The sequence below is a fragment of the Actinomyces sp. 594 genome (assembly GCF_019325145.1).
Taxonomy (GTDB): domain Bacteria; phylum Actinomycetota; class Actinomycetes; order Actinomycetales; family Actinomycetaceae; genus Actinomyces.
Map to the genome: position 1 here is coordinate 56,460 of NZ_PIZC01000045.1, position 19,444 is coordinate 75,903.

Here is a 19,444-nt window from a genome sequence, read left to right on the forward strand (position 1 = left end):
CTCCAGCGGCGACACCCGCATCATCACCATGCTCAACACCCTGTTCTGGGTGGTGGCCGTCGTGGTGCTAGGCCTGACACTCGTGGGCGTATCCACCACCATGACCGTCGTCGTCGCCGAGCGTCGCAACGAGATCGGTCTGCGCAAGGCGCTGGGCGCCTCCGAGGGATCGATCGCGGCCGAGTTCTTCGCCGAGGCCGCCCTGCTGGGCCTGGTCGGCGGCGTGGTCGGTACCGCCATCGGTTACGGCCTGGCCCTCGCCGTCGGCCTGGGTGTATTCGACCGCCCCATCGGCTTCAACTGTTGGCTGGCGGCCGCCTCCCTCGCGCTGACTACGCTGGTGGCCGTCGTCGCCGCATACTCACCGGTGCGCCGCGCCTCGCGCATCGACCCCGCGCTCGTCCTTAGAGAGGAATGACATGACCGACACGCTCGCCGAGCCGCAACCCGGCACGCGGGACTCGCAGACGGACGCGGGGGCCGCTGACATGCTGCTTGAACTGCGGCACGTGTCCAAGATCTACGGCGACCTGCACGCCGTCGATGACCTCAGCCTGCAGGTGCCGCGCGGGCAGTGGCTGTCCGTGGTCGGCTCCTCCGGATCCGGCAAGACCACGCTGATGAACATCATCGGCTGCATGGACACGCCCACCCGCGGCTCCGTGCTGCTGGACGGGCGTGAGCTCGGCCGGCTCAACGCCGCCCAGCTGACCGACATCCGCAAGCACGTCATCGGCCTGGTCTTCCAGCAGTTCCACCTCATCCCACACCTGACCGCCATCGAGAACGTCATGGTCGCCCAGTACTACCACTCCATGACCGATCAGGAGGAGGCCCTGGCAGCCCTGGACAATGTGGGGCTCGCCGACCGCGCCCACCACCTGCCCTCCCAGCTCTCCGGCGGCGAGCAGCAGCGCGTGTGCATCGCCCGGGCGCTGATCAATCACCCCCAACTCGTGCTCGCCGACGAGCCCACCGGAAACCTCGACGAGGCCAACGAGCAACTGGTCCTGGACATCTTCGCCCGCCTGCACAAGGCCGGTACTACCCTGATCGTGGTCACTCACGACGCCCACGTGGCCTCCTGCGGACAGCGGCAGATCCTGCTCAACCACGGCCGGCTGGTGGGGGAGAAGACCAATACTGCCGGCGTCGGCCGCCGGGAGCGCGACATGCTCGACTTCGGCCAGGAGGTGCAGGCATGAACCGTCCCCCGCAGCTCCCGGGCCCGACGGCGCCCGCAGTCCCCGCCCGCCGCGCTCTGGCCGCGGTAGGCGCGGTGCTGGCAACGGCCGGCCTGGCCGGATGCGGCGGCGGGGAGGCGACCCCCGCCCAGGACGAGTACGCCGGTCGCGCCCAGACCCAGAACCCGACGGCCTTCACCACGCCTTCCGCGGGTGACGCCCCTACCCCCTCCGCCACTCCCACCGGCGGCCCGTACGCCGACGGCAAGTACACCGCCAAAGAGTCTTATGGGGTCGTCGAAGGCGTCGTGGAGGAGGACTCGATCGACGTCACCCTCGAACTGGAGGGCGGCTATATCACCGATGTGTCCGTCACCGGTCACGCCCCGACCACCACCTCCAAGAACTACATCGCCGGATTCGTGGAGGAGATTGAGGACGCCGTAGTCGGACGCAGCATCGAGGACGCGCATGTGACTGCCCTGGCCGGGGCCTCCAAGACCTCGGCCGCCTTCAACGACGCCGTCGACGCCATCGCCGCCCAGGCGGCCGAGGCCCACTGACAACGAAACGCGGGGGCTGCGGGAGAGGTTGGGGCTCGGCTTTCCTGTGGTCCTCGTACCTCGTCGGGCCGCTCCCGGTGGGCGGCGCAGCCGTCCGCGAAGCCGCATGGGAAAGACTTGAGTCCCCGGCTAGGCTGGAGTCATGCCGCAGTTCGGATCCGCACACGCCGCCGACGCACCCGCCACCCCGGCGCCCGTCGACGTGGATCGGGTCATGGACTGCGCGCGGCGCCTGGGCCTGCGCTTCTTCCTCGATGATGAGGGTGACGTAGGTATTCCCTGGCGCTACGTGACTGTCCACGCCATCTTCCAGGGCGATCGCGCCCTGCAGCTGCGCGGCGTCTGGCACCGCATCGCCGATACCGAGCACTTGGCAGCGCTGCGCAGCCTGGTAGAGGACTGGAACACCACTCGCATCGGCCCGAAGGCCTACCTGACCGTCGCCGACGGCGGAGTGGTGCGCCTGCACGGGGAGGTCACCTACCCGCTCAGCGCGGGCATGACCGACGCGCAGCTGGACGAATTCGTCTTCACCGGCTGCCGCCTGATAGTCGCACTGATGCGGGAGGCGGAGGATACCTTCCCCGATCCGATCCGCGGAAGGCTGGAGCCATGAGCCGCCGCCCGCGCAGGCGGTGGGCGGATTTCATCGCCCGGCTGTTCGCCGGCTCCTGGGACCAGCACGCCCAGGCCTCCCAGGACGCCCCTTCAGCGGGGCGGGGGAGCGCGCATGGAGCCGAGAGGCGGTTGCGGCGGCCGCAGCCGGTGGAACTGTCAGACCTTGAAATCGACTACCCCGAACGTCCGGCCGCCCCGGACTCGGTCCTGCAGGGTACCGGGAGCGCGACGGATCCGACCCGTGCCGGTGGTGAGCTGACGGCGCCCCTGACGCTGGAGCGAATCGAGGCCGCCCTGACGGGCCCCATGGGGTACGGGGTACGCCGGCACCGCGAGGAGGACCATGTCTGCCTCCTGGGCACGTGGGACGGCTTCCCCTTCGTCATCGAGATCCCAGAGGGGCACCCCGACTGGCTACTGGTCTCCGGCGACTGGGAGAAGCCTGCCGCCGAGGGGGAGCGCGACGAACTGGCGGCCTCCGTCAACGACTGGAACCGCGACAAGTACTTCCCGACCGTGGCCCTGGTGGACACCCCCATAGGCCCCCTGGTACGCGCCACCTACCTGGTGGGCATGGGGCGCGGGGTCACCGACGCCCAGCTGCGCCTCCACCTGGATACCGCCCTATCCGCCTGCACCCAGGCCCTTAGCCAGGTCCGACCGCTGCTGCCGGACCTATGAGTACCAGGCCTGAGCCCGTCTACGCGGCCCCGGCGGCACCGGCGCGAGCGGACGCGGTCGGTGCCGCCGCGGTGGCGCCGGAGGGGAATCATGTGCCGGTGCGGGTGGCCGTGGTGGGTCCCACCGCATCCGGCAAGTCCGCCCTGGCCCTCGATCTGGCCGATGCCCTCGGGGGCGGTGTCGAGATGCTCAACGCCGACGCCTTCCAGCTCTACCGGGGCATGGATATTGGCACGGCGAAGCTGGGGCCGGGTGAGCGCCGCGGCTACCCACATCATCAGCTCGACGTGCTGGATGTGCACCAGGAGGCGAGCGTGGCCGCATACCAGGCTCACGCCCGCGCCGACATACGGGCCACGGTGGCGCGCGGCAACCGCCCGGTCATAGTGGGCGGATCGGGCCTGTACGTGCGTGCGGTAACCGACGCCCTCGACTTCCCGGGCACGAACCCGGGCCTGCGGGCCGCGTTGGAGGAGCGCGCGCGCCAGGAGGGGACGTCCGCGCTGTGGCGCGAGTTGCACGGTGTGGACCCGGCTGCCGCTGAGCGCATCGACCCGGGCAACACGCGCCGTATCGTGCGTGCCCTGGAGGTAGTGCAGCTGACTGGTAGGCCGTTTACCGCCACCCTGCCCCGCTACGCGGACCTGGTGCCCACCGTCCACCTGGCACTGCGCTGGGACCGGGAGGTCCTGGATGCCCGCATCAATGCGCGGGCAGAGGCGATGTTCGCCTCCGGGCTGCTGGAGGAGACCGAGGTGCTGCTTGGGCGCGGCTTGCGCGAGGGGCCGACGGCCCGGCGCGCCATCGGCTATGCCCAGGCCATCGCCGTCCTGGATGGCGCCATTCCGGTGTCCCAGGCTGTGGCCGACACTGCTGCCGCCACTCGTAAGCTCGCCTCGCGTCAGCTCAAGTGGTTCCGCCGTGATCCGCGCGTACAGTGGCTCGACGTCGTCGCCGCCGACGGCACGTGGGCGCCGGGGGAGCACGAGCGCGTACTGGCCCAGGCGCTGCAGCTGGTGCAGGCGGCGGACCGCCGGGGCAGGCCGGAGGGTGGCAGCCGCGGATAGGCGATACAGGCAATAGGGTGTCCCCATGACCATTGCCCCCGGCCTGGCCGGCCGCACGCTGATCAAGGGCCATACAGCCGGCGTAGACCTCCTCCTGCTCGTGGACCCCGAGCGGGAGGTGCCCCTCACTGCAGCCGATGTGGCCGCAGTCTGCAACCGGCACACCGGCCTGGGGGCGGACGGCCTGGTGCGGGTGGTGCGTACCGCATCCCTGCCCGGTACCGCGGCCTTCCGGGATGTTGTCCCCGAGGCCGAGTGGTTCTTGGACTACTACCGCTGCGACGGCGACCCGGTGCGGGGGGCGGCAGCCGCCTACGGCGACGCCTGTCGGCTGCTGGCCGCCGTCCTGGACGCCGAGGGGATCGTGCCGCTGGCGGATGGCTCCGCGCTCACGGTCGGCACTCGGGGCGGGGCCCGCACCGTCACCCGCCTGGCCGAGATGTGGGCCGTGGACGCTGGGCCCGCAAGCCTGGCGGAGGTGGCCGCGCCCGCCGCCGACGCCTCCGCGGAGGGGTGGGACACGGCGGTACGTATCCCCGGGCTTGAGGGCGACCGGGCGGCCCTCAGCCTGGACCTGGCCGGGCGGCACCTCGTGGTCGCGCTGGCAGAGGACAGCGAGCTCGACGCGGTCGCGCCGCCCGATGCGGGTGCGCCCGAGTACACGCCCGCGCCGGAGGCGGCGGCGAGCCTGGAGCTGGTGGTGCCGCTGGGCGAGCGCGTGGATCCGGATACCGGGGACCGGGTGGGCTTGGCGCGCGTGCGCGGGCTGGCGGACGGAACGGGCGGGGCGGTCCCGAGTGCCGAGGCGTGCTGCGCGGTCGCGGTCGCCCTGCATGAGTGGATCGGAGCCGACGCACCAACCGATTACCTGCTGCGCCTGCCCCTTGGGCAGGTCGGTGTGCACGTGGGCCAGGCCCCGCTGGCAGGGGAGACGGCGGCACGGGACGCGCTGTTGCTGACCGGCACGGTGGAGCTGGTAGGCCGGATCGCTCTCGCCTGAGGCCGCGTGGGTCCGTGTCGGCCGAGGGGCCCGCGGAGGGTGCCTCTTGCCGTGTGTTGCCTACCAACAGGATTATCTAGGAAGATTTATACGGACACACCGTTGCAATGACTATAGCCGCGGCGGCCCGCGCCCCGTAGGCTGGGACGGTGCCCGCAGCTGGCGGGCGCACCCGAAAACGGGAGGGAATCCAGGTGGCACGCAGCGCTGAGAGCGTCGACCTTCTCAAGTGCTCCTTCTGCGGCAAGAGCCAGAAGCAGGTCAAGAAGCTCATCGCCGGACCCGGCGTCTACATCTGTGACGAGTGCATCGAGCTGTGCAACGAGATCATTGATGAGGAGCTCGGCGCCTCGGGCTCGGGCGTCCCGCTTGAACTGCCCAAGCCGCAGGAGATCTTCGACTTCCTCAACCAGTACGTCATCGGCCAGGAGGAAGCCAAGCGCGCCATGAGCGTGGCCGTGTACAACCACTACAAGCGCGTGCAGATGCGCGAGCGCGCCGTGGCCGAGGGCGATGGGCTGGAGCTGGGCAAGTCCAACATCCTGCTGTTGGGACCAACCGGCACCGGCAAGACCCACCTGGCCCGTACCCTCGCCCGGCTGCTGGACGTGCCCTTCGCGATCGTTGACGCCACCGCCCTGACCGAGGCCGGCTACGTGGGTGAGGATGTGGAGAACATCCTGCTCAAGCTCATCCAGGCGGCGGACGGGGACGTCAAGCGCGCCGAGAAGGGCATCATCTACATCGACGAGATCGACAAGATCGGCCGCAAGGCCGAGAACCCCTCCATCACCCGTGACGTCTCCGGGGAGGGCGTGCAGCAGGCCCTGCTGAAGATCATCGAGGGCACTACCGCCTCGGTTCCACCGGGGGGCGGCCGCAAGCACCCCCACCAGGAGTTCCTGGAGATCGACACCACGAATATCCTGTTCATCGCCGCCGGCGCCTTCTCCGGCATCGAGGAGATCGTCCGCCAGCGCCGCCGCCGCGAGGCCGGCGCGCAGATCGTCGGCTTCGGCGCCACCCTCGCCAAGGATCAGGGGGAGGACGTGTTCGCCACCCCAGTGCGTCCGGAGGACCTGCACAAGTTCGGGCTGATCCCGGAGTTCATCGGTCGGCTTCCGGTGATCGCCACCGTCCACGACCTGGGCGTGCCGGAGCTAGTGCGGGTGATGACCGAGCCCAAGAATGCCCTGGTCTCCCAGTACAAGTACCTGTTCAGCCTCGACGGCGTGGAGCTGGAGCTCACGAAGGAGGCCATTCAGGCGATTGCCTCCCTGGCCCTGGAGCGCAAGACCGGTGCGCGCGGGTTGACCAGCATCGTGGAGGAGGTGCTCGGACAGGCGATGTTCGAGGTTCCCTCCCTGCCGGAGGTGGGGCGTGTGGTAGTGGATGCAGATGCCGTGCGCGGCACGGGATCCCCGCGTTACGAGCGCGGCAGCGGCACCCTGTCGGCCACCGCCAAGGGCAGGACGCGCACCGCATGAGCAACCAGTCGGCGGACTCTCAGGCCCGCCCGGCAGGCGCCGACGCAGGGGTGCCAGTAGAGCCGGGGTCGGCGTCGAGCGCTGCCGCGGTGCCGCCCCAGCTGGCCGCTTACCGCGCGACGATCGACAATCTCGACGCCGCCCTCATCCACCTGCTGGCGGAGCGCTTCCGGTGTACCCGGCAGGTTGGTCGGCTCAAGGCGGACCTGAGCCTGCCGCCGTCGGACCCGGCCCGCGAGGAGCAGCAGGTGGTCCGGCTGCGGGCCCTGGCCGAGGAGGCCGGCCTGGACCCGGTGTTCGCTGAGAAGTTCTTCGCCTTCATCGTCGCCGAAGTGATCCGCCACCACGAGGCCATCCGGGAAGAGCTGTCGGAGGATGACTGAAGCCACCTGTGGCATCCATTAAAGTTGCGATCGATGTAAACCTCTCCTCCCGCCAATAGACGACTCTAGTTCCGGCGCTTGGACAGGCTCAGCGCAGGATTCGGGTGCACCGAAGCCAGATGAGCCCGGTGAATAGGGCACAGGCGGCGAACAGATCCCCGGTGCTGGAGACTCGATTGATGAGCAGCAACGGGTTGCCAGCGAGAAATAGCCCCATAGTCCCGTATATTACGACGGCGATGGTAGTCCATTCGAAGCCCGCATAAGGCAGCAGCAATGCAATAAGCGTTGTGATCCACATAGCGTTCTCGATGCATATCCGCGCCACATCCCAACCGTCGGCGGCGGCGCCAACGCACCCGCTGACTGCCGTGAGCAGCCCGGCCTGTCCAAGTAGCCAGGCGATCGTGACTAGGCGTTGGCGAGGACGATCGTAGGGGATAAGGCGAGCGAAGGGATCGTGCAGCCAGCTGGCAATCACCGGAGCGGCAATCACCGGCAGATAGAAGTAACCGTAGGCGACATGCTGTCCGGCGAGTATCTCCTGATCCGATTGGAAGGTGGGAACACTGACTGAGGCAACTGCGGAGCAGGCCACAATTACGAGCAGCAGAGCGGCGGCATGCATACGGGAGCGATGCGCAATAAGTTCAATGCGCACTACTGACGGAAGCCTCAGCACGTTGACCCCAAGCCCTCGTTCCACCAGGCGATCTGGGCGTTGTCGGAGGCGTTACTCATGAAGTCCATGCCGTCCATTTCGACAAGATTATCCAGGGGCCACATCCCGAGCTTGTAGTAAAGCCAGTACATGTGATTGAAAGGATTCTCTTCATCGAGGCACCTACGCCAGTCGGCGGTGGCTGTAACCACGGCCTCTGTTGGATCTATGCCAACGGCGCCTACCTCTAGGTAAGCCGCTGAGTCATCGATCTCGGGATAGTCAATGGTGTCTTCGATGTAACTCTCGGGTCGGCTCCCCGGGGGAAGGAACTGCGCGACTTGTTCAGCCGTCTCCACCGTCTCGGGCAGCAAACGTTCGTGGTCCGGCAGGAGACATACCCGGATGTTGTCGGTCTCGGAGCACACGTACCGGTTCGTGAGCGGTTCTCCTGCAGCGGTCGGAGCCAACGTGGCTGGCGGAGCCGATACGACGAGTGTTCCGCTAACTCCAACCAGCAGCACAGCAACAACTGCGGGTGCCCGCAGGCGCTTGCGCCGCAGTTGCTTTTGACTCAAAAGTATAGCGCTCACTCCGACAGCCGTGAGAAACAGCGTCTGAAACACGAAGTGTGTTGAGACCACTATCAGCGGCAGAGATAGGTGCGTGGCCCCCGAGGGAGTGAAACCGGGCGCGGTGCCGTCCACGTCGGCCCAGTCGAGCGTTGCGGGGACAAGGTACGTGATCAGGATGATAAGCGGGAGTGAGAAGGCCGGATGCAGGAACAGGCCCAGTGCAACACTGATTGCCAAGATTGCCAGGACGGCGGCGGTGGCCGCGACGGCGGGCCAGATCGAGGCCCTGGTTGGCGTCGGATTGAGTGCTAGCGTTATCGCATAAGCCGTGGCGACTACGAGTAGCCATGTTAGCGCGCTTGGAGCCAAGCAACGGCGCACCAGGAAGCATGCCATACGCCAACCGCCGCAGCGAAGCTCCAGGGATCGTAGCGGCTCAATATTACGCCTTGCATACAGGGCCAGTGGCAAGCCCGCGAGAGTCGCGGCGGTCATACCACTTGCTCCAAGATCCCAGCCCGTCTCATTCCAGTCGCCCGCCCAGCCGTCGAGATCGGTATGGAGACTGATAGCGGTCGCCAGCAACAGGATGGCGGCTGACAGCCACGGTATACGTCTCATGCTGCCGCCTGGGCTCGGTCCAGGCAGGCCAGGTATGCCTCGTCTCCGTCGCGGGTGTCGGGTGCGAAGCGCACGAGGAAGTCATCTACTGGGCCTGCGTGCACCACCCGGCCGCCGTCGAGGACGACGACGTGCTGAGCGACCGGCAGTACATCGTGCAGCGCATGGGTGGAAACGATTACACAACGTGATCGTGACGCCGTGGTAATTAGACTGAGTATCTCGCGACGCTGAAGAGGATCGAGATCGTTGGTCGGCTCGTCTAAGAGCAGCAGCGCCGCAGGTGTGACGTTACTGGCGGCGAATGCAAGACGACGGTGCATGCCGCCGGAAAGCATGGACACCGGTTTGTCGGCGTCCTGGCTCAACCCGATCTCCTCCAGCAGATCGGTTGCGCGGCCCCGGGCCTGCGTGTGGGAACCGCCAGTAAGCCAAGCGATATGCTCAAGAACCTCGCGAGCACGCAGGTCGAGAGGAAGCTGAGGCGACTGCGGCATGAGTCATACAGCGGAGGGCTCAAGCGGTTCGGCTGCTAATGTTGCATGCAGCCGAGCGAATCTGATTCTTCCCGCCAGTACAGACAGCAGCGTCGTCTTTCCTGCTCCGTTTGGTCCTGCCAGTACGGTTACGCCTTGTGGCAATTCCAGATCGGAGACATCAAGGATGAAGTTGCCGCGCCGCGCATAGCATAGTTCGACAGATAGACCTTTGACACTCAAGTGAGTTACCATCCCGTTCTCTTCCAAGCTAGCCTGATCGTGGTTGGAGTGGGTGGGATCTGGAGGACGGAAATCTCGAAGTGGTGGCTCATCCCCTTACCGCTCTTTACGCTGTTGCTCGTGATCCCGTCGCAGTAGCGGCTTCTGTTCAGTGTGAACAGGTCGGGGTCCGGGCTGTTCGTCGCTGTTCGACGAACAATGTAGCCATAGGTTGCGCCGCATGATTTTCCGGAAGCGTCCGATATCAACCGTGCTGTTCCTGAAACCGCGGCGGTACTGTCATTGGAGGCCGAGGATGGAATTCGATGTACGTATCCACCTCTCGCTCTGCTCGTGACGTTCCAGTTGTAGGTCACTCCACTCACGGCCTTGGTGGCTGCCCAAGCTGTTGTAGGGATGCCTGCAAACATGCTGAAAGGCGAAACAGAGGTGATGATGCGTCGTAGGTTGGATCGGGACTTGACGGACGGGGACATCAGGACTCCGCGTATCAGGTGACTGTTTCAGGCTTACAAGCAACATGCTTGTCTTCTTGCTCGCCGAGCACGAAATTAGCGTGAGGCGCAGCATACGTCAAGCCCTCGACGAGACTCATCTCAGGCGCCCGCGAAAGTGGTTCGGCCTCATCCACACACTTGCCGAGAGAGTCGTGGGTTGTGGCGTTCGTCTGGTGGTGGGATGCCGCGGCGGAACGGTCCGCGTAGAGCCGGTAGGGCGGTGTAGGCGGCGGCATTACACGCGGGTGTAGAGCTCGTCGATCTCCTTGGCGAAGCGCTTGGTGGCCTCATCTCGCCGCACCTTCAGTGACGGGGTGAGCAGCCCGTTGGCCTCGGTGAAGTCGCCCGGCAGCACCGTGAAGGTGCGGATGGACTCCGCCCGGGAGACCGCCTCGTTGGCGCGGGCCACCGCCCGCTCCAGGGCTGCACGCACGCGCGGGTCCTGGGCGGCGTCGATCGGGTCCATGTCCGGCAGGCCGTGACTTGAGAGCCACAGGGGCAGCATCTCCGCGTCCAGCGTCACCAGGGCGCCGATGCAGGGCTGGTTCTCCCCGACCACCAGCACCTGGCTGACCAGCGGGTGCCCGCGCAGCCGGTCCTCCAGTACTGCGGGCGCCACGTTCTTGCCGCCGGCGGTGACAATCAGCTCCTTCTTGCGGCCGGTGATGTGCAGGAAGCCGTCGGCGTCCAGGGTGCCGATGTCACCGCTGCGCAGCCACCGCGTGCCGTTCCCACCCGCTGCCGTCGCAGGCGCCGGGTCCGTGCCCGCGCTCTGCTCGGACGCGGCGTCGGGCAGCGTCACGAAGGCCTCAGCCGTGGCCTCGGGATTGTTGTGGTAACCGCGGAAGACACCGATGCCGGTGAGCAGCACCTCGCCGTCTTCGTCCAGGCGGACGGCGGTGCCCGGCAGGGGCAGGCCGACCGAGCCGATGCGGGTGGCGGCCGGCAGGTTCACCGTGCAGGGGGCGGAGGTCTCCGTGAGCCCGTACCCCTCCAGCACCGTCACCCCGGCGCCGCGGTAGAAGTGCCCCAGCCGCTCACCCAGGGGGCCGCCGCCGGAGATCACGTGCGTGACGCGTCCGCCGAGCAGGCTGCGCAGGGTGGAGAACACCAGCCGGTCGAAGGCGGCACGCTGGACGCGCAGGCCGCGGCTCGGACCGGCCGGGGTGTCCAAGGCGCGCGAGTAGGCGATGGCGGTCTTGGCGGCGAGCCGGAACACCTTCTGCTTGGCGCCGGTGGCGCGGGCGTCGGCCGCGTTGTAGATCTTCTCGAATACGCGCGGTACGGCCGGCACGAAGGTCGGCCGGAAGGAGGCCAGGTCGGTGACCAGGTTCTTCACGTTAGGCGCGTGGCCCAGCACACCGGCGGAGGAGCATACGATCGCCATTTCCACGAATCGGCCCAGCACGTGCGCCAGGGGAAGGAAAAGCAGCGTACGCGTCTCGGGCGCCTCCAGCACCTCCGGTACGCGGGCGCAGGCGTTGACGCACAGGTGGACCAGGTTGCCGTGGGTGAGTTCGGCGCCCTTGGGGCGGCCGGTGGTGCCCGAGGTGTACACGATCGTGGCCAGGTCGGTGCTGGTCAGAGCGGCGGCGCGGGCGTCTAGCTCGGCCGCGCGCACGTCCTTGCCGGCGGTGATGAGCTCGGTGATGGCCTCCCCGGCCAGGCTCAGTACCCGCAGGTCGGCCAGCGCAGGATCTTGGTCGGCCAGGGCCTTGAGCATCGTCTCCATGGGCTGGTCCTCCACGACCACCAGTCGCACGGCGGCGTCGGTCAGGATCCAGCGGGCCTGTTCCGCCGAGGAGGTCTCATAGATGGGGACGACGACGAGCCCGGCCTCCCAGGCGGCGAAGTCCAGCAGCGTCCACTCGTAACAGGTGTGCGCCATGATCCCCAACGCGTCGCCAGGCTGCAGCCCAAGGGCGACGAGCCCGGCAGCGACCTCGCGCACCTGCTCGCGGAAGGCCTGTGCGGACATGTCGCGCCAGCGCCCGCCCACGGAGGACTTGCGGGCGATCAGTGCACCGCCGGGATTGGTGCGCACCCGCTCGGCCAGCGCCCACGGCGCCGTCATCGCGGCGTGCAGCGGCACCAGCAGCGCAGTCGACTGCTCCTGCAGGGAGGCGGCAGCAGCCGTGCCTGCTTGCCGGGTGGCTTGTGCTGAGCCGCCTGCGCGGACGGGTGCGTTTTCCTGATTCACTCCTGTGGCCCCTTCTTAGTGGTGGAGTAGATCTCGGCGATGGTGTCCGCATAGGTCTCCATCACCAGGGAGCGCTTGACCTTCAGCGAGGGGGTCAGCAGCCCGTTGGCCTCGGTGAAGTCAGACGTGAGCACCCGGTAGGTGCGAATCGACTCGGCCCGGGACACTGCCCGGTTGGTGCGCGCCACCGCCCGGTCCAGGGCGGCCAGCACCTGCGGGTGGGAGGCGGCCTCCATGACGTCCATCTCCGGAAGATTGTGGTTGGCCAGCCACTGCGGCAGCATCTCCTTGTCCAGGGTGACCAGGGCGGAGATGAAGGGCTCGCCGTCGCCGATCACCAGCACCTGGCTGACCAGCGGGTGCCCGCGCAGCCGGTCCTCCAGGATGCTTGGCGCGACGTTCTTGCCGCCCGCGGTGACAATCAGCTCCTTCTTGCGGCCGGTGATTCGCACCCAGCCGTCATCGTCCACCGAACCGATGTCCCCGGTACGGAACCAGCCGTCTGGGGTGAAGGCCTCGGCGGTCGCCTCGGGGTTGTTGTGGTAGCGGGAGAAGACGCCCAGGCCGGTGACCTCGAGCTCACCGTCCTGCCCGACGCGCACCCGGTTGCCGCATACGGGCGGGCCAACGGTTCCGATCTTATTGTGGATGTCTAGGTTGACTGCGGTGGGGCCGATCGTCTCGGTCAGGCCGTACCCCTCCAGGATGACCAGGCCGATACCTCGGTAGAAGTGGCCCAGCCGCTCACCCAGTGGCCCGCCGCCGGAGATGGCGTAGCGGGCGTTGGGGCCCAGCAGGGAGCGGATGGAGCGGTAGACGAGTCGGTCGGCCACTGCATGGGCGGCCCGCAGCTGCCGAGACGGGCCTTCTGGGGTGTCCAGGGCGCGGGAGTAGGCAATGGCCACCTTCGCCGCCCAGCGGAAGGTCCGCAGCTTGGCGCCTGAGCCGGCCTTGGCGTCGGCGGCGTTGTAGATCTTCTCCATTACGCGCGGCACCGCCAGCACGTAGGAGGGGGCGAAGCCCTTCAGATCGGGCAGCAGGGTCTTGACGTTGGGGGTATGGCCCAAGACACCCTGGCCGGCGATCGCCAGGAGCTGCAGGAAGCGCGCGTAGGCGTGTGCCAACGGCAGGAAGAGCAGAAGGCGCGTGTCCGGGGAGTTGAGCAGCTCCGGGATCCAGCGCACCCCGTTCCACCCCAGGCCGGCGGCCTGGCGGTGGGTGATCTCCACGCCCTTGGGGCGTCCGGTGGTGCCGGAGGTGTAGATAATCGAGTACACGTCCGCGCTGGTCAGCGCCGCGGAGCGCGCCTCGAGCTCATCCCGGCTCACGCCCCGGCCGGCCTCACTAATAGTGGCGATGGCGTCGTGGTCCAGAGACAGTACCTTCACGGCCGGTGTGTGGGACGCTGCTGCGCAGCGGGCGGCGGCCCCCCGCACCAGCTCGGCCAGCACGGCGCTCTCGGTCACCACCAGCCGGACGTCGGCGTCGGCGAGGATCCACTCCACCTGCTCGGCGGAGTCCGTCTCATAGATCGGCACAGACACCAGGCCCGCACGGGCGATCGCCATGTCCAGCAGCGTCCACTCATAGGAGGTGTGAGCCATGATGGCCACTGACTCCCCGGCTTGAAGCCCCATCCCGATCAGCCCGGAGGCCACCCGCGCCACGTCCTCCCCGAACGCTCGCGCCGTGACCTTCACCCAGGAGTTGCCCAGCTGCGTCTTGCGCTCGATGAGCGTGGCATCCGCGGTGCGGGCGATGCGGTCGGCCAACAGCCACGGCACCGTCCAGCTCGGCTCCGGCTCCTGCACTAGGGGGCTTACGGCTGCGCCGTCTACAACGCTGGGGCTGCCGGCTTGCGAGGCGACGCCGGTGGACATGGGGTCGGAGGAGTGTGGAGGCACTGAGCCATTCTTTCAGTAAGGGCGCCGGTTGTGCGCGGATCTGAGTGAGGAAATCCGGCGGGGCGGCTTGGAGATTTCCTCAAAGCGGAGGGCGGTAGTGAAGCTGCGGGAGAGGTGTCCGACTGTGCGGCGTCTAGGAGCCGACCCCGGCCGACCCGCCGTAGATGGCGTCGATCTCAGCGGCGAAGCGCTTCAGCGCCGCGCTGCGACGCACCTTCAGGGAGGGCGTCAGCAGTCCGTTGGCCTCCGTGAAGTCGGCCGTCAACACGCGGATCTCGCGGATCGACTCGGCCCGGGAGACATGGGCGTTGGCGCGTTGCACGGCCCGGTTCAGGGAGGCCAGTACCTGCGGGTGGGAGGACGCCGCTGAGACCGGTATGGGCTCCAGGCCGTGGCTGCGCAGCCAGGTCGGCAGCATCTCGGTGTCCAGCGTGATCAGGGCCGAGACGAAGGGGCGCTGCTCACCGACCACCACCACCTGGCTGATCAGCGGATGCCCCCGCAGGGAGTCCTCCAGCGGCGCCGGGGAGACGTTCTTGCCGCCGGCGGTGACAATCACGTCCTTGGCGCGTCCGGTGATAGTCACGTAGCCGTCGCGGTCCAGTGCGCCCAGGTCGCCGGTACGGAACCAGCCGTCGTCCGTGAAGGCCGCCGCAGTCGCCTCCGGGTTGTGGTGATAGCCTTGGAAGACCGAAGGTCCTTTAAGCAGGATCTCGCCGTCCGCGGAGATACGCACCGCCATCGGCGGCAGCGGCGGGCCGACGGTGCCGATCTTCGACAACCGCGGCGTGTTCACCGCTATCGGGCCGACGGTCTCGGTAAGCCCGTAGCCCTCGAGCACCGGTATGCCCAGGCCCCGGTAGAAGTGCGCCAGGCGCGGCGACAGTGGGGCGCCCCCGGAGATGATCCAGTCGGCGTTGTCTCCCACCAGTGTGCGGATGCGCTGGTACACGAGCCGGTCCGCGGCGGCACGCTGGGCACGCAGGGCGCGGGACGGCCCGGCCGGAGTGTCCAGCGCCCGGGAGTAGTCGACGGCGACCTTCGCCGCCCAGCGGAAGACTCGTCTGGCGGCGCCGTTGCCGGCCCGGGCGTCCGCCGAGTTGTAGATCCTCTCCAGTACCCGGGGGACCACCAGCAGGTAGGAGGGGCGGAAGGAGGCCAGGTCCGACAGCAGGTTCTTCGTATCGGGCACGTGCCCCATGACGCCCTCCCCGGAGATCTGGAATACCTCCAGGAAGCGGGCGAACACGTGCGCCAGCGGCAGGAACAGCAGCAGCCTTGAATCGCGCCCCATGCCGATCTCCGGCATCCACAGGTGCGCGTTGGAGCACAGGTCAGTGAAATTGCCGTGCGATAGTACCGTGCCCTTGGGCGAGCCGGTGGTGCCGGAGGTGTACACGATCGTGGCGGTGGACGAGGTAGTCAGGGCGGCCGTACGTGCGGCCACCTGCTCGCGGGGCACGCCGCTGCCGGCCTCGGTGATGGTGTGCAGCGCACCGGTGTCAAGCGACAGAACCGTAAGCGCGCCATATTCCGGCGGGCGCTCCAACGCGGCTGCGGCTGCGCGCACCAGTTCCGCCGTGGTGATGGACTCGGCGACCACCAGGCGCGCCTCCGTATCGCTGAGCACATAGGCGATCTGCTCGGCCGAGCTGGTCTCATAGATGGGAACGGGCACGAGCCCGGCGGTCCAGAAGGCGAAGTCCAGCAGCGTCCACTCGTAGCGGGTGCGCGACATAATCGCCACCCGCGCACCGGCCTCAAGCCCCATACCGATGAGCCCGGCTGCGACGCGCTGGACCTCGTCGTAGAACGCCTGGGCGGTCACCGTGTGCCAGGCCTCACCGATCTCCTGCTTGCGCGCGATCAGCGGGCGGTCGGCCGAGCGCCGCACGCGGTCCTCAAGCATGGAGGGGATGGTGGTGTGCTCATCGATGCGGATGAGCGTGGGGGCCTGCCACTGCAGGGCTCCCACCGGGCGGTCGCCGGGCGGGGCGGCGCTGCGCGCCGAGGTACTGGAGGATGCTGCTGCGGTAGAGGACGCCGCGGAGTCCGCGGAGGTGGGGGTCATGGTCTCTTCTTCCTGGGCCTGCGCTTTTGGCCGGCACTGGCGCAGGCGCGAACGCCCCGCCGTGGTGATGTCAACCTCACCCTACCGCTTCCACCTACCGCTGGGCGGTTACCGTAGCCGCAGGTCAGGGACGGTTTGGTGGCGGGTCCGAGCACGCGCATGCGTCCCACCGCATACGGTTCGATACGGCCCCATACAGTCCCGTACAGTCCGCCCGGCGCGGCGGAACGGCTACGGCCGCGCCGGGCGCGCCCCTTAGCGACGCTTGGCCGGCTTGGCCGGCGGCTCTCCGAGCTCGACGGCGCTCACCTGCACCTCTGGCGTGCTCGCCTCCGGCGCGGCGGCGTTGAGCGTCATCTCCCCGGTGACCTTGGCGGCCTCCAGCAGGTCGGCGCGTACCAGCTCAATGGCGGGCGCGGCCTGCTCCGTAACCGCCAGCGTCACCGCCAGGATCGGCGTCTTCTGGCTGGTCTTGGCCTCCGACTTCACCTTGCGCAGAGCCGCCAGGGCGGCCCCGGCGCGAGCGACGAGATCGGCGTCGGCCCCACCGGCGGCCTCACGCAGCGGCGCGGCCTCGGGCCAGGCGGCCCGGTGCACGGAGCCGGTGCGGTACCAGCTCCACACCTCCTCGGCAGCGAAGGGCAGGAAGGGTGCGAACAGGCGCACGAAGGTGTCCACGGCAATGGCCAGAGTGGTGCGGGCACTGCGTACCGCGGCCGGGTCGTGGGAGCCGCCCGCGTCATTGGCGCGGTCCTTGACCAGCTCGATGTAGTCATCGCAGAAGGTCCAGAACAGCGACTCGGTGGCCTCCAGGGCCCGGGAGTGCTCGAAGCCCTCGAAGGCGGTGGTGGCCGCGTTCACCACGTCCGCCAGCGCCGCCAGCAGCGCCCGGTCGATGGGCTCGGTCACCTCGGCCGCGTCCAGGCTCGGGGCGGGGGCGGCCGCCCTGGTGGCCGTGTCTGCATCCCAGGGGATGCCCATGGACAGGGCGAACTTGGAGGCGTTGAGCAGTTTGATGGCCAGGCGGCGGCCGATCTTGATCTGCGTCTCCTCGAAGGCGGCATCCAGGCCCAGCCGGGCGGAGGCCGCCCAGTAGCGCACGGCGTCCGAGCCGTACTTCTCCAGCAGGCCCATGGGGGTGACCACATTGCCCTTCGACTTGGACATCTTCTTGTGGTCGGAGTCCAGGATCCAGCCCGACAGCCCCGCATTGGCCCAAGGCAGAGCCCCGAACTCCAGGTTGGCGCGTACCACCGAGGTGAACAGCCAGGTGCGGATGATGTCCTGCCCCTGCGGGCGCAGGTCCATGGGGTAGACGCGCGCGAACAGGTCCTCGTCGGTGAGCCAGCCGGAGGCCAGCTGGGGGGACAGGGAGGAGGTGGCCCAGGTGTCCATGATGTCCAGCTCGCCGACGAAGCCGCCGGGCCTGCCGCGCTGGTCCTCGGTGTAGCCGGCGGGCACGTCACTGGAGGGGTCCACCGGCAGGGCGGACTCGTCCGGGGTGATGACGGCGTCGTAGTCGACCTCGCCGTCCTCGCCCACCCGGTACCACAGCGGGAAGGGCACACCGAAGAAGCGCTGGCGGGAGATCAGCCAGTCGTTGTTGAGGCCCCCCACCCAGTTCTCGTAGCGCACGCGCATGAAGTCGGGGTAGAAGTTCAACTCCTTCCCGCGCTCAAGCAGGTCGTCGGCCAGGCCCTTGCCGGAGGCTGGGTTGGTCCAGGCCTTGCCGCCGTTGCGGATGTACCACTGGCGGGAGGTGACGATCTCCAGCGGCTTGTCGCCCTTCTCGAAGAAGTTGGTCTGGCGCACCGTCTTGGTCGGCTCCCCGCGCATCTCACCGGAGGCGGACAGCGCCTCCACCATCACCTGGCGGGCCGAGTAGGTGGTCTTGCCCGCCATCTCGGCGTAGGCCCGGCGGCCGGCCTCGGTGGTGATCCAGTCGGGTGTCTCCGTCTCGATGCGCCCGTCCTTGCGCAGGATGGCGCGCAGCGGCAGGTTCAGGTCGCGCCACCAGTCGATGTCGGTGGTGTCGCCGAAGGTGCAGCACATGGCGATGCCTGCGCCCTTGTCCATCTCCGCCTCGGGGTGCGGCAGCACGGGGACCTCGACCCCGAAGACGGGGGAGGCCACAGTGGTGCCGAACAGGGGCTGGTAGCGCTCGTCGTCGGGGTGGGCGACCAGGGCCACGCAGGCGGCCAGCAGCTCCGGCCGGGTGGTCTCGATGCAGACGTCGGCGGTGCCGCCCGGGCCGGTCTCGATGGGGGCGCCCGCGGCGGCGGCGGTAGCGGCGGCCTCGGGGTCGACGACGTGGAAGGCCAGGCGGTGGTAGAAGCCCGGGTACTCGCGCGACTCGATCTCCGCCTGGGCGACGGCGGTGCCGAAGGTTACGTCCCACAGGCCCGGCGCCTGCGCCTGGTAGGCCTCGCCGCGCGCTAGGTTGCGCAGGAATGCGGTCTGGGCGACCTTGCGGGCGCGCGTGCCGATGGTCTGGTAGTTCTGGCTCCAGTCCACGCTCAGGCCCAGGTGGCGCCACAGGGCCTCGAACTGCGCCTCGTCCAGGGCGGTCAGGCGCTCGCACAGCTCCACGAAGTTGCGCCGCGAGATCGGCACCTGGTCGCGGGCCTTGATCGACTTGCCCTCACCGCCGGCATGCGGGGGGGTGAAGTCCGGGTCGTAGGGCAGGGAGGGATCGCAGCGCACCCCGAAGTAGTTCTGCACCCGCCGCTCGGTGGGCAGGCCGTTGTCGTCCCAGCCCATGGGGTAGAAGACGGCCTTGCCGCGCATGCGGTGGAAGCGGGCGAGGGTGTCGGTGTGGGTGTAGGAGAACACGTGACCCACGTGCAGGGAGCCGGACACGGTCGGCGGCGGGGTGTCGATGGAGAAGACCTCGTGGCGCTCGGCGCTGCGGTCGAAGGCATAGACGCCGTCGCGCTCCCAGCGCTCCTTCCAGGATTCCTCCAGACCGTCTGTGCTGACCCTCTCGGGCACGTTGGGGGAGTGGAGCTCGGAGGGCAGGAGGCGGTTCCGGGCCGGGACGGCGGGCGTGGACGCAGCGGACGGGGCGGCGGAATCAGACATGGCCCCGATTCTGTCACGGCCGGTCGGGCCTGCTCCTGCCGGCGTCGCCCGTGCGCGTGTGAGGTGGGCAACCGGCAACACAGCGACGCCGCAAGCACATTGCGAGCAGGACTCAACACCACGTCATCACGG

General features: G+C 68.3%; 15 protein-coding genes and 1 pseudogene. 9 read left to right on the forward strand and 7 right to left on the reverse strand.

Annotation, left to right across the window (positions count from 1 at the left end):
* The 9 genes from GZ998_RS07415 to GZ998_RS07455 all read left to right on the forward strand — a co-directional run.
* The coding region (locus tag GZ998_RS07415) for an ABC transporter permease (RefSeq protein WP_219109473.1) at positions 1-418 on the forward strand (418 nt) is incomplete at its 5' end.
* Between the two features lie 70 nt (positions 419-488).
* Positions 489-1,205, forward strand: a complete 717-nt coding sequence (locus GZ998_RS07420) for an ABC transporter ATP-binding protein (RefSeq protein WP_162678699.1) — start codon at positions 489-491, stop codon at positions 1,203-1,205.
* Complete coding sequence (locus tag GZ998_RS07425; RefSeq protein WP_162678672.1) at positions 1,202-1,747, forward strand: FMN-binding protein; 546 nt, start codon at positions 1,202-1,204, stop codon at positions 1,745-1,747. The genes GZ998_RS07420 and GZ998_RS07425 overlap by 4 nt, the downstream gene beginning before the upstream one ends.
* Before the next feature lie 142 nt (positions 1,748-1,889).
* The gene (locus GZ998_RS07430) at positions 1,890-2,363 is read left to right on the forward strand and encodes a YbjN domain-containing protein (RefSeq protein ID WP_161924455.1); all 474 of its coding nucleotides are present in this window, start codon (positions 1,890-1,892) and stop codon (positions 2,361-2,363) included.
* Positions 2,360-3,046 (forward strand): YbjN domain-containing protein, encoded by a 687-nt coding sequence (locus GZ998_RS07435; RefSeq protein WP_219109474.1) that lies wholly within the window; start codon positions 2,360-2,362, stop codon positions 3,044-3,046. The genes GZ998_RS07430 and GZ998_RS07435 overlap by 4 nt, the downstream gene beginning before the upstream one ends.
* Positions 3,043-4,113 carry a tRNA (adenosine(37)-N6)-dimethylallyltransferase MiaA gene (miaA, locus tag GZ998_RS07440; RefSeq protein ID WP_219109475.1) on the forward strand — a complete coding sequence of 357 codons (1,071 nt, stop codon included), beginning with the start codon at positions 3,043-3,045 and terminating at the stop codon, positions 4,111-4,113. The genes GZ998_RS07435 and miaA overlap by 4 nt, the downstream gene beginning before the upstream one ends.
* A gap of 25 nt (positions 4,114-4,138) precedes the next feature.
* Positions 4,139-5,113, forward strand: coding sequence for a diaminopimelate epimerase (locus GZ998_RS07445; RefSeq protein ID WP_219109476.1), 975 nt, complete (start codon positions 4,139-4,141; stop codon positions 5,111-5,113).
* 194 nt (positions 5,114-5,307) lie between these two features.
* Positions 5,308-6,600, forward strand: coding sequence for an ATP-dependent Clp protease ATP-binding subunit ClpX (gene clpX / locus GZ998_RS07450; RefSeq protein ID WP_162678675.1), 1,293 nt, complete (start codon positions 5,308-5,310; stop codon positions 6,598-6,600).
* The gene (locus tag GZ998_RS07455) at positions 6,597-6,983 is read left to right on the forward strand and encodes a chorismate mutase (protein WP_161924451.1); all 387 of its coding nucleotides are present in this window, start codon (positions 6,597-6,599) and stop codon (positions 6,981-6,983) included. The genes clpX and GZ998_RS07455 overlap by 4 nt, the downstream gene beginning before the upstream one ends.
* A gap of 88 nt (positions 6,984-7,071) precedes the next feature.
* Here the strand turns inward: GZ998_RS07455 and GZ998_RS07460 are convergent, their stop codons facing one another.
* From GZ998_RS07460 to valS, 7 genes and pseudogenes are all read right to left on the reverse strand, one after another.
* Entirely contained in the window at positions 7,072-7,644 is a 573-nt protein-coding gene (locus GZ998_RS07460) for a hypothetical protein (protein WP_219109477.1), read from the reverse strand.
* 14 nt (positions 7,645-7,658) lie between these two features.
* Complete coding sequence (locus GZ998_RS07465) at positions 7,659-8,840, reverse strand: hypothetical protein (RefSeq protein WP_219109478.1); 1,182 nt, start codon at positions 8,838-8,840, stop codon at positions 7,659-7,661.
* Positions 8,837-9,571: pseudogene (locus GZ998_RS07470) on the reverse strand (ATP-binding cassette domain-containing protein). Before GZ998_RS07470 ends, GZ998_RS07465 begins: the two are co-directional and overlap by 4 nt.
* 720 nt (positions 9,572-10,291) lie before the next feature.
* Entirely contained in the window at positions 10,292-12,130 is a 1,839-nt protein-coding gene (locus tag GZ998_RS07480; protein WP_219109506.1) for an AMP-dependent synthetase/ligase, read from the reverse strand.
* A 122-nt stretch (positions 12,131-12,252) separates the two neighbouring features.
* The gene (locus tag GZ998_RS07485) at positions 12,253-14,136 is read right to left on the reverse strand and encodes a long-chain fatty acid--CoA ligase (protein ID WP_162678701.1); all 1,884 of its coding nucleotides are present in this window, start codon (positions 14,134-14,136) and stop codon (positions 12,253-12,255) included.
* Positions 14,137-14,293: 157 nt separating this feature from the next.
* Positions 14,294-16,231 carry a long-chain fatty acid--CoA ligase gene (locus GZ998_RS07490; protein WP_219109481.1) on the reverse strand — a complete coding sequence of 646 codons (1,938 nt, stop codon included), beginning with the start codon at positions 16,229-16,231 and terminating at the stop codon, positions 14,294-14,296.
* A gap of 255 nt (positions 16,232-16,486) precedes the next feature.
* Positions 16,487-19,312 carry a valine--tRNA ligase gene (gene valS / locus GZ998_RS07495; RefSeq protein WP_219109482.1) on the reverse strand — a complete coding sequence of 942 codons (2,826 nt, stop codon included), beginning with the start codon at positions 19,310-19,312 and terminating at the stop codon, positions 16,487-16,489.
* Positions 19,313-19,444: the final 132 nt, after the last annotated feature.

Excerpts from the sequence above, each read along its gene's own strand:
- GZ998_RS07420 (WP_162678699.1), top strand. The coding sequence starts at position 489 with ATGCTGCTTGAACTGCGGCACGTGTCCAAGATCTACGGCGACCTGCAC.
- GZ998_RS07425 (WP_162678672.1), top strand. The coding sequence starts at position 1,202 with ATGAACCGTCCCCCGCAGCTCCCGGGCCCGACGGCGCCCGCAGTCCCC.
- GZ998_RS07430 (WP_161924455.1), top strand. The coding sequence starts at position 1,890 with ATGCCGCAGTTCGGATCCGCACACGCCGCCGACGCACCCGCCACCCCG.
- GZ998_RS07435 (WP_219109474.1), top strand. The coding sequence starts at position 2,360 with ATGAGCCGCCGCCCGCGCAGGCGGTGGGCGGATTTCATCGCCCGGCTG.
- miaA (WP_219109475.1), top strand. The coding sequence starts at position 3,043 with ATGAGTACCAGGCCTGAGCCCGTCTACGCGGCCCCGGCGGCACCGGCG.
- GZ998_RS07445 (WP_219109476.1), top strand. The coding sequence starts at position 4,139 with ATGACCATTGCCCCCGGCCTGGCCGGCCGCACGCTGATCAAGGGCCAT.
- GZ998_RS07455 (WP_161924451.1), top strand. The coding sequence starts at position 6,597 with ATGAGCAACCAGTCGGCGGACTCTCAGGCCCGCCCGGCAGGCGCCGAC.
- GZ998_RS07465 (WP_219109478.1), bottom strand. The coding sequence starts at position 8,840 with ATGAGACGTATACCGTGGCTGTCAGCCGCCATCCTGTTGCTGGCGACC.
- GZ998_RS07480 (WP_219109506.1), bottom strand. The coding sequence starts at position 12,130 with ATGACGGCGCCGTGGGCGCTGGCCGAGCGGGTGCGCACCAATCCCGGC.
- GZ998_RS07485 (WP_162678701.1), bottom strand. The coding sequence starts at position 14,136 with ATGTCCACCGGCGTCGCCTCGCAAGCCGGCAGCCCCAGCGTTGTAGAC.
- GZ998_RS07490 (WP_219109481.1), bottom strand. The coding sequence starts at position 16,231 with ATGACCCCCACCTCCGCGGACTCCGCGGCGTCCTCTACCGCAGCAGCA.
- valS (WP_219109482.1), bottom strand. The coding sequence starts at position 19,312 with ATGTCTGATTCCGCCGCCCCGTCCGCTGCGTCCACGCCCGCCGTCCCG.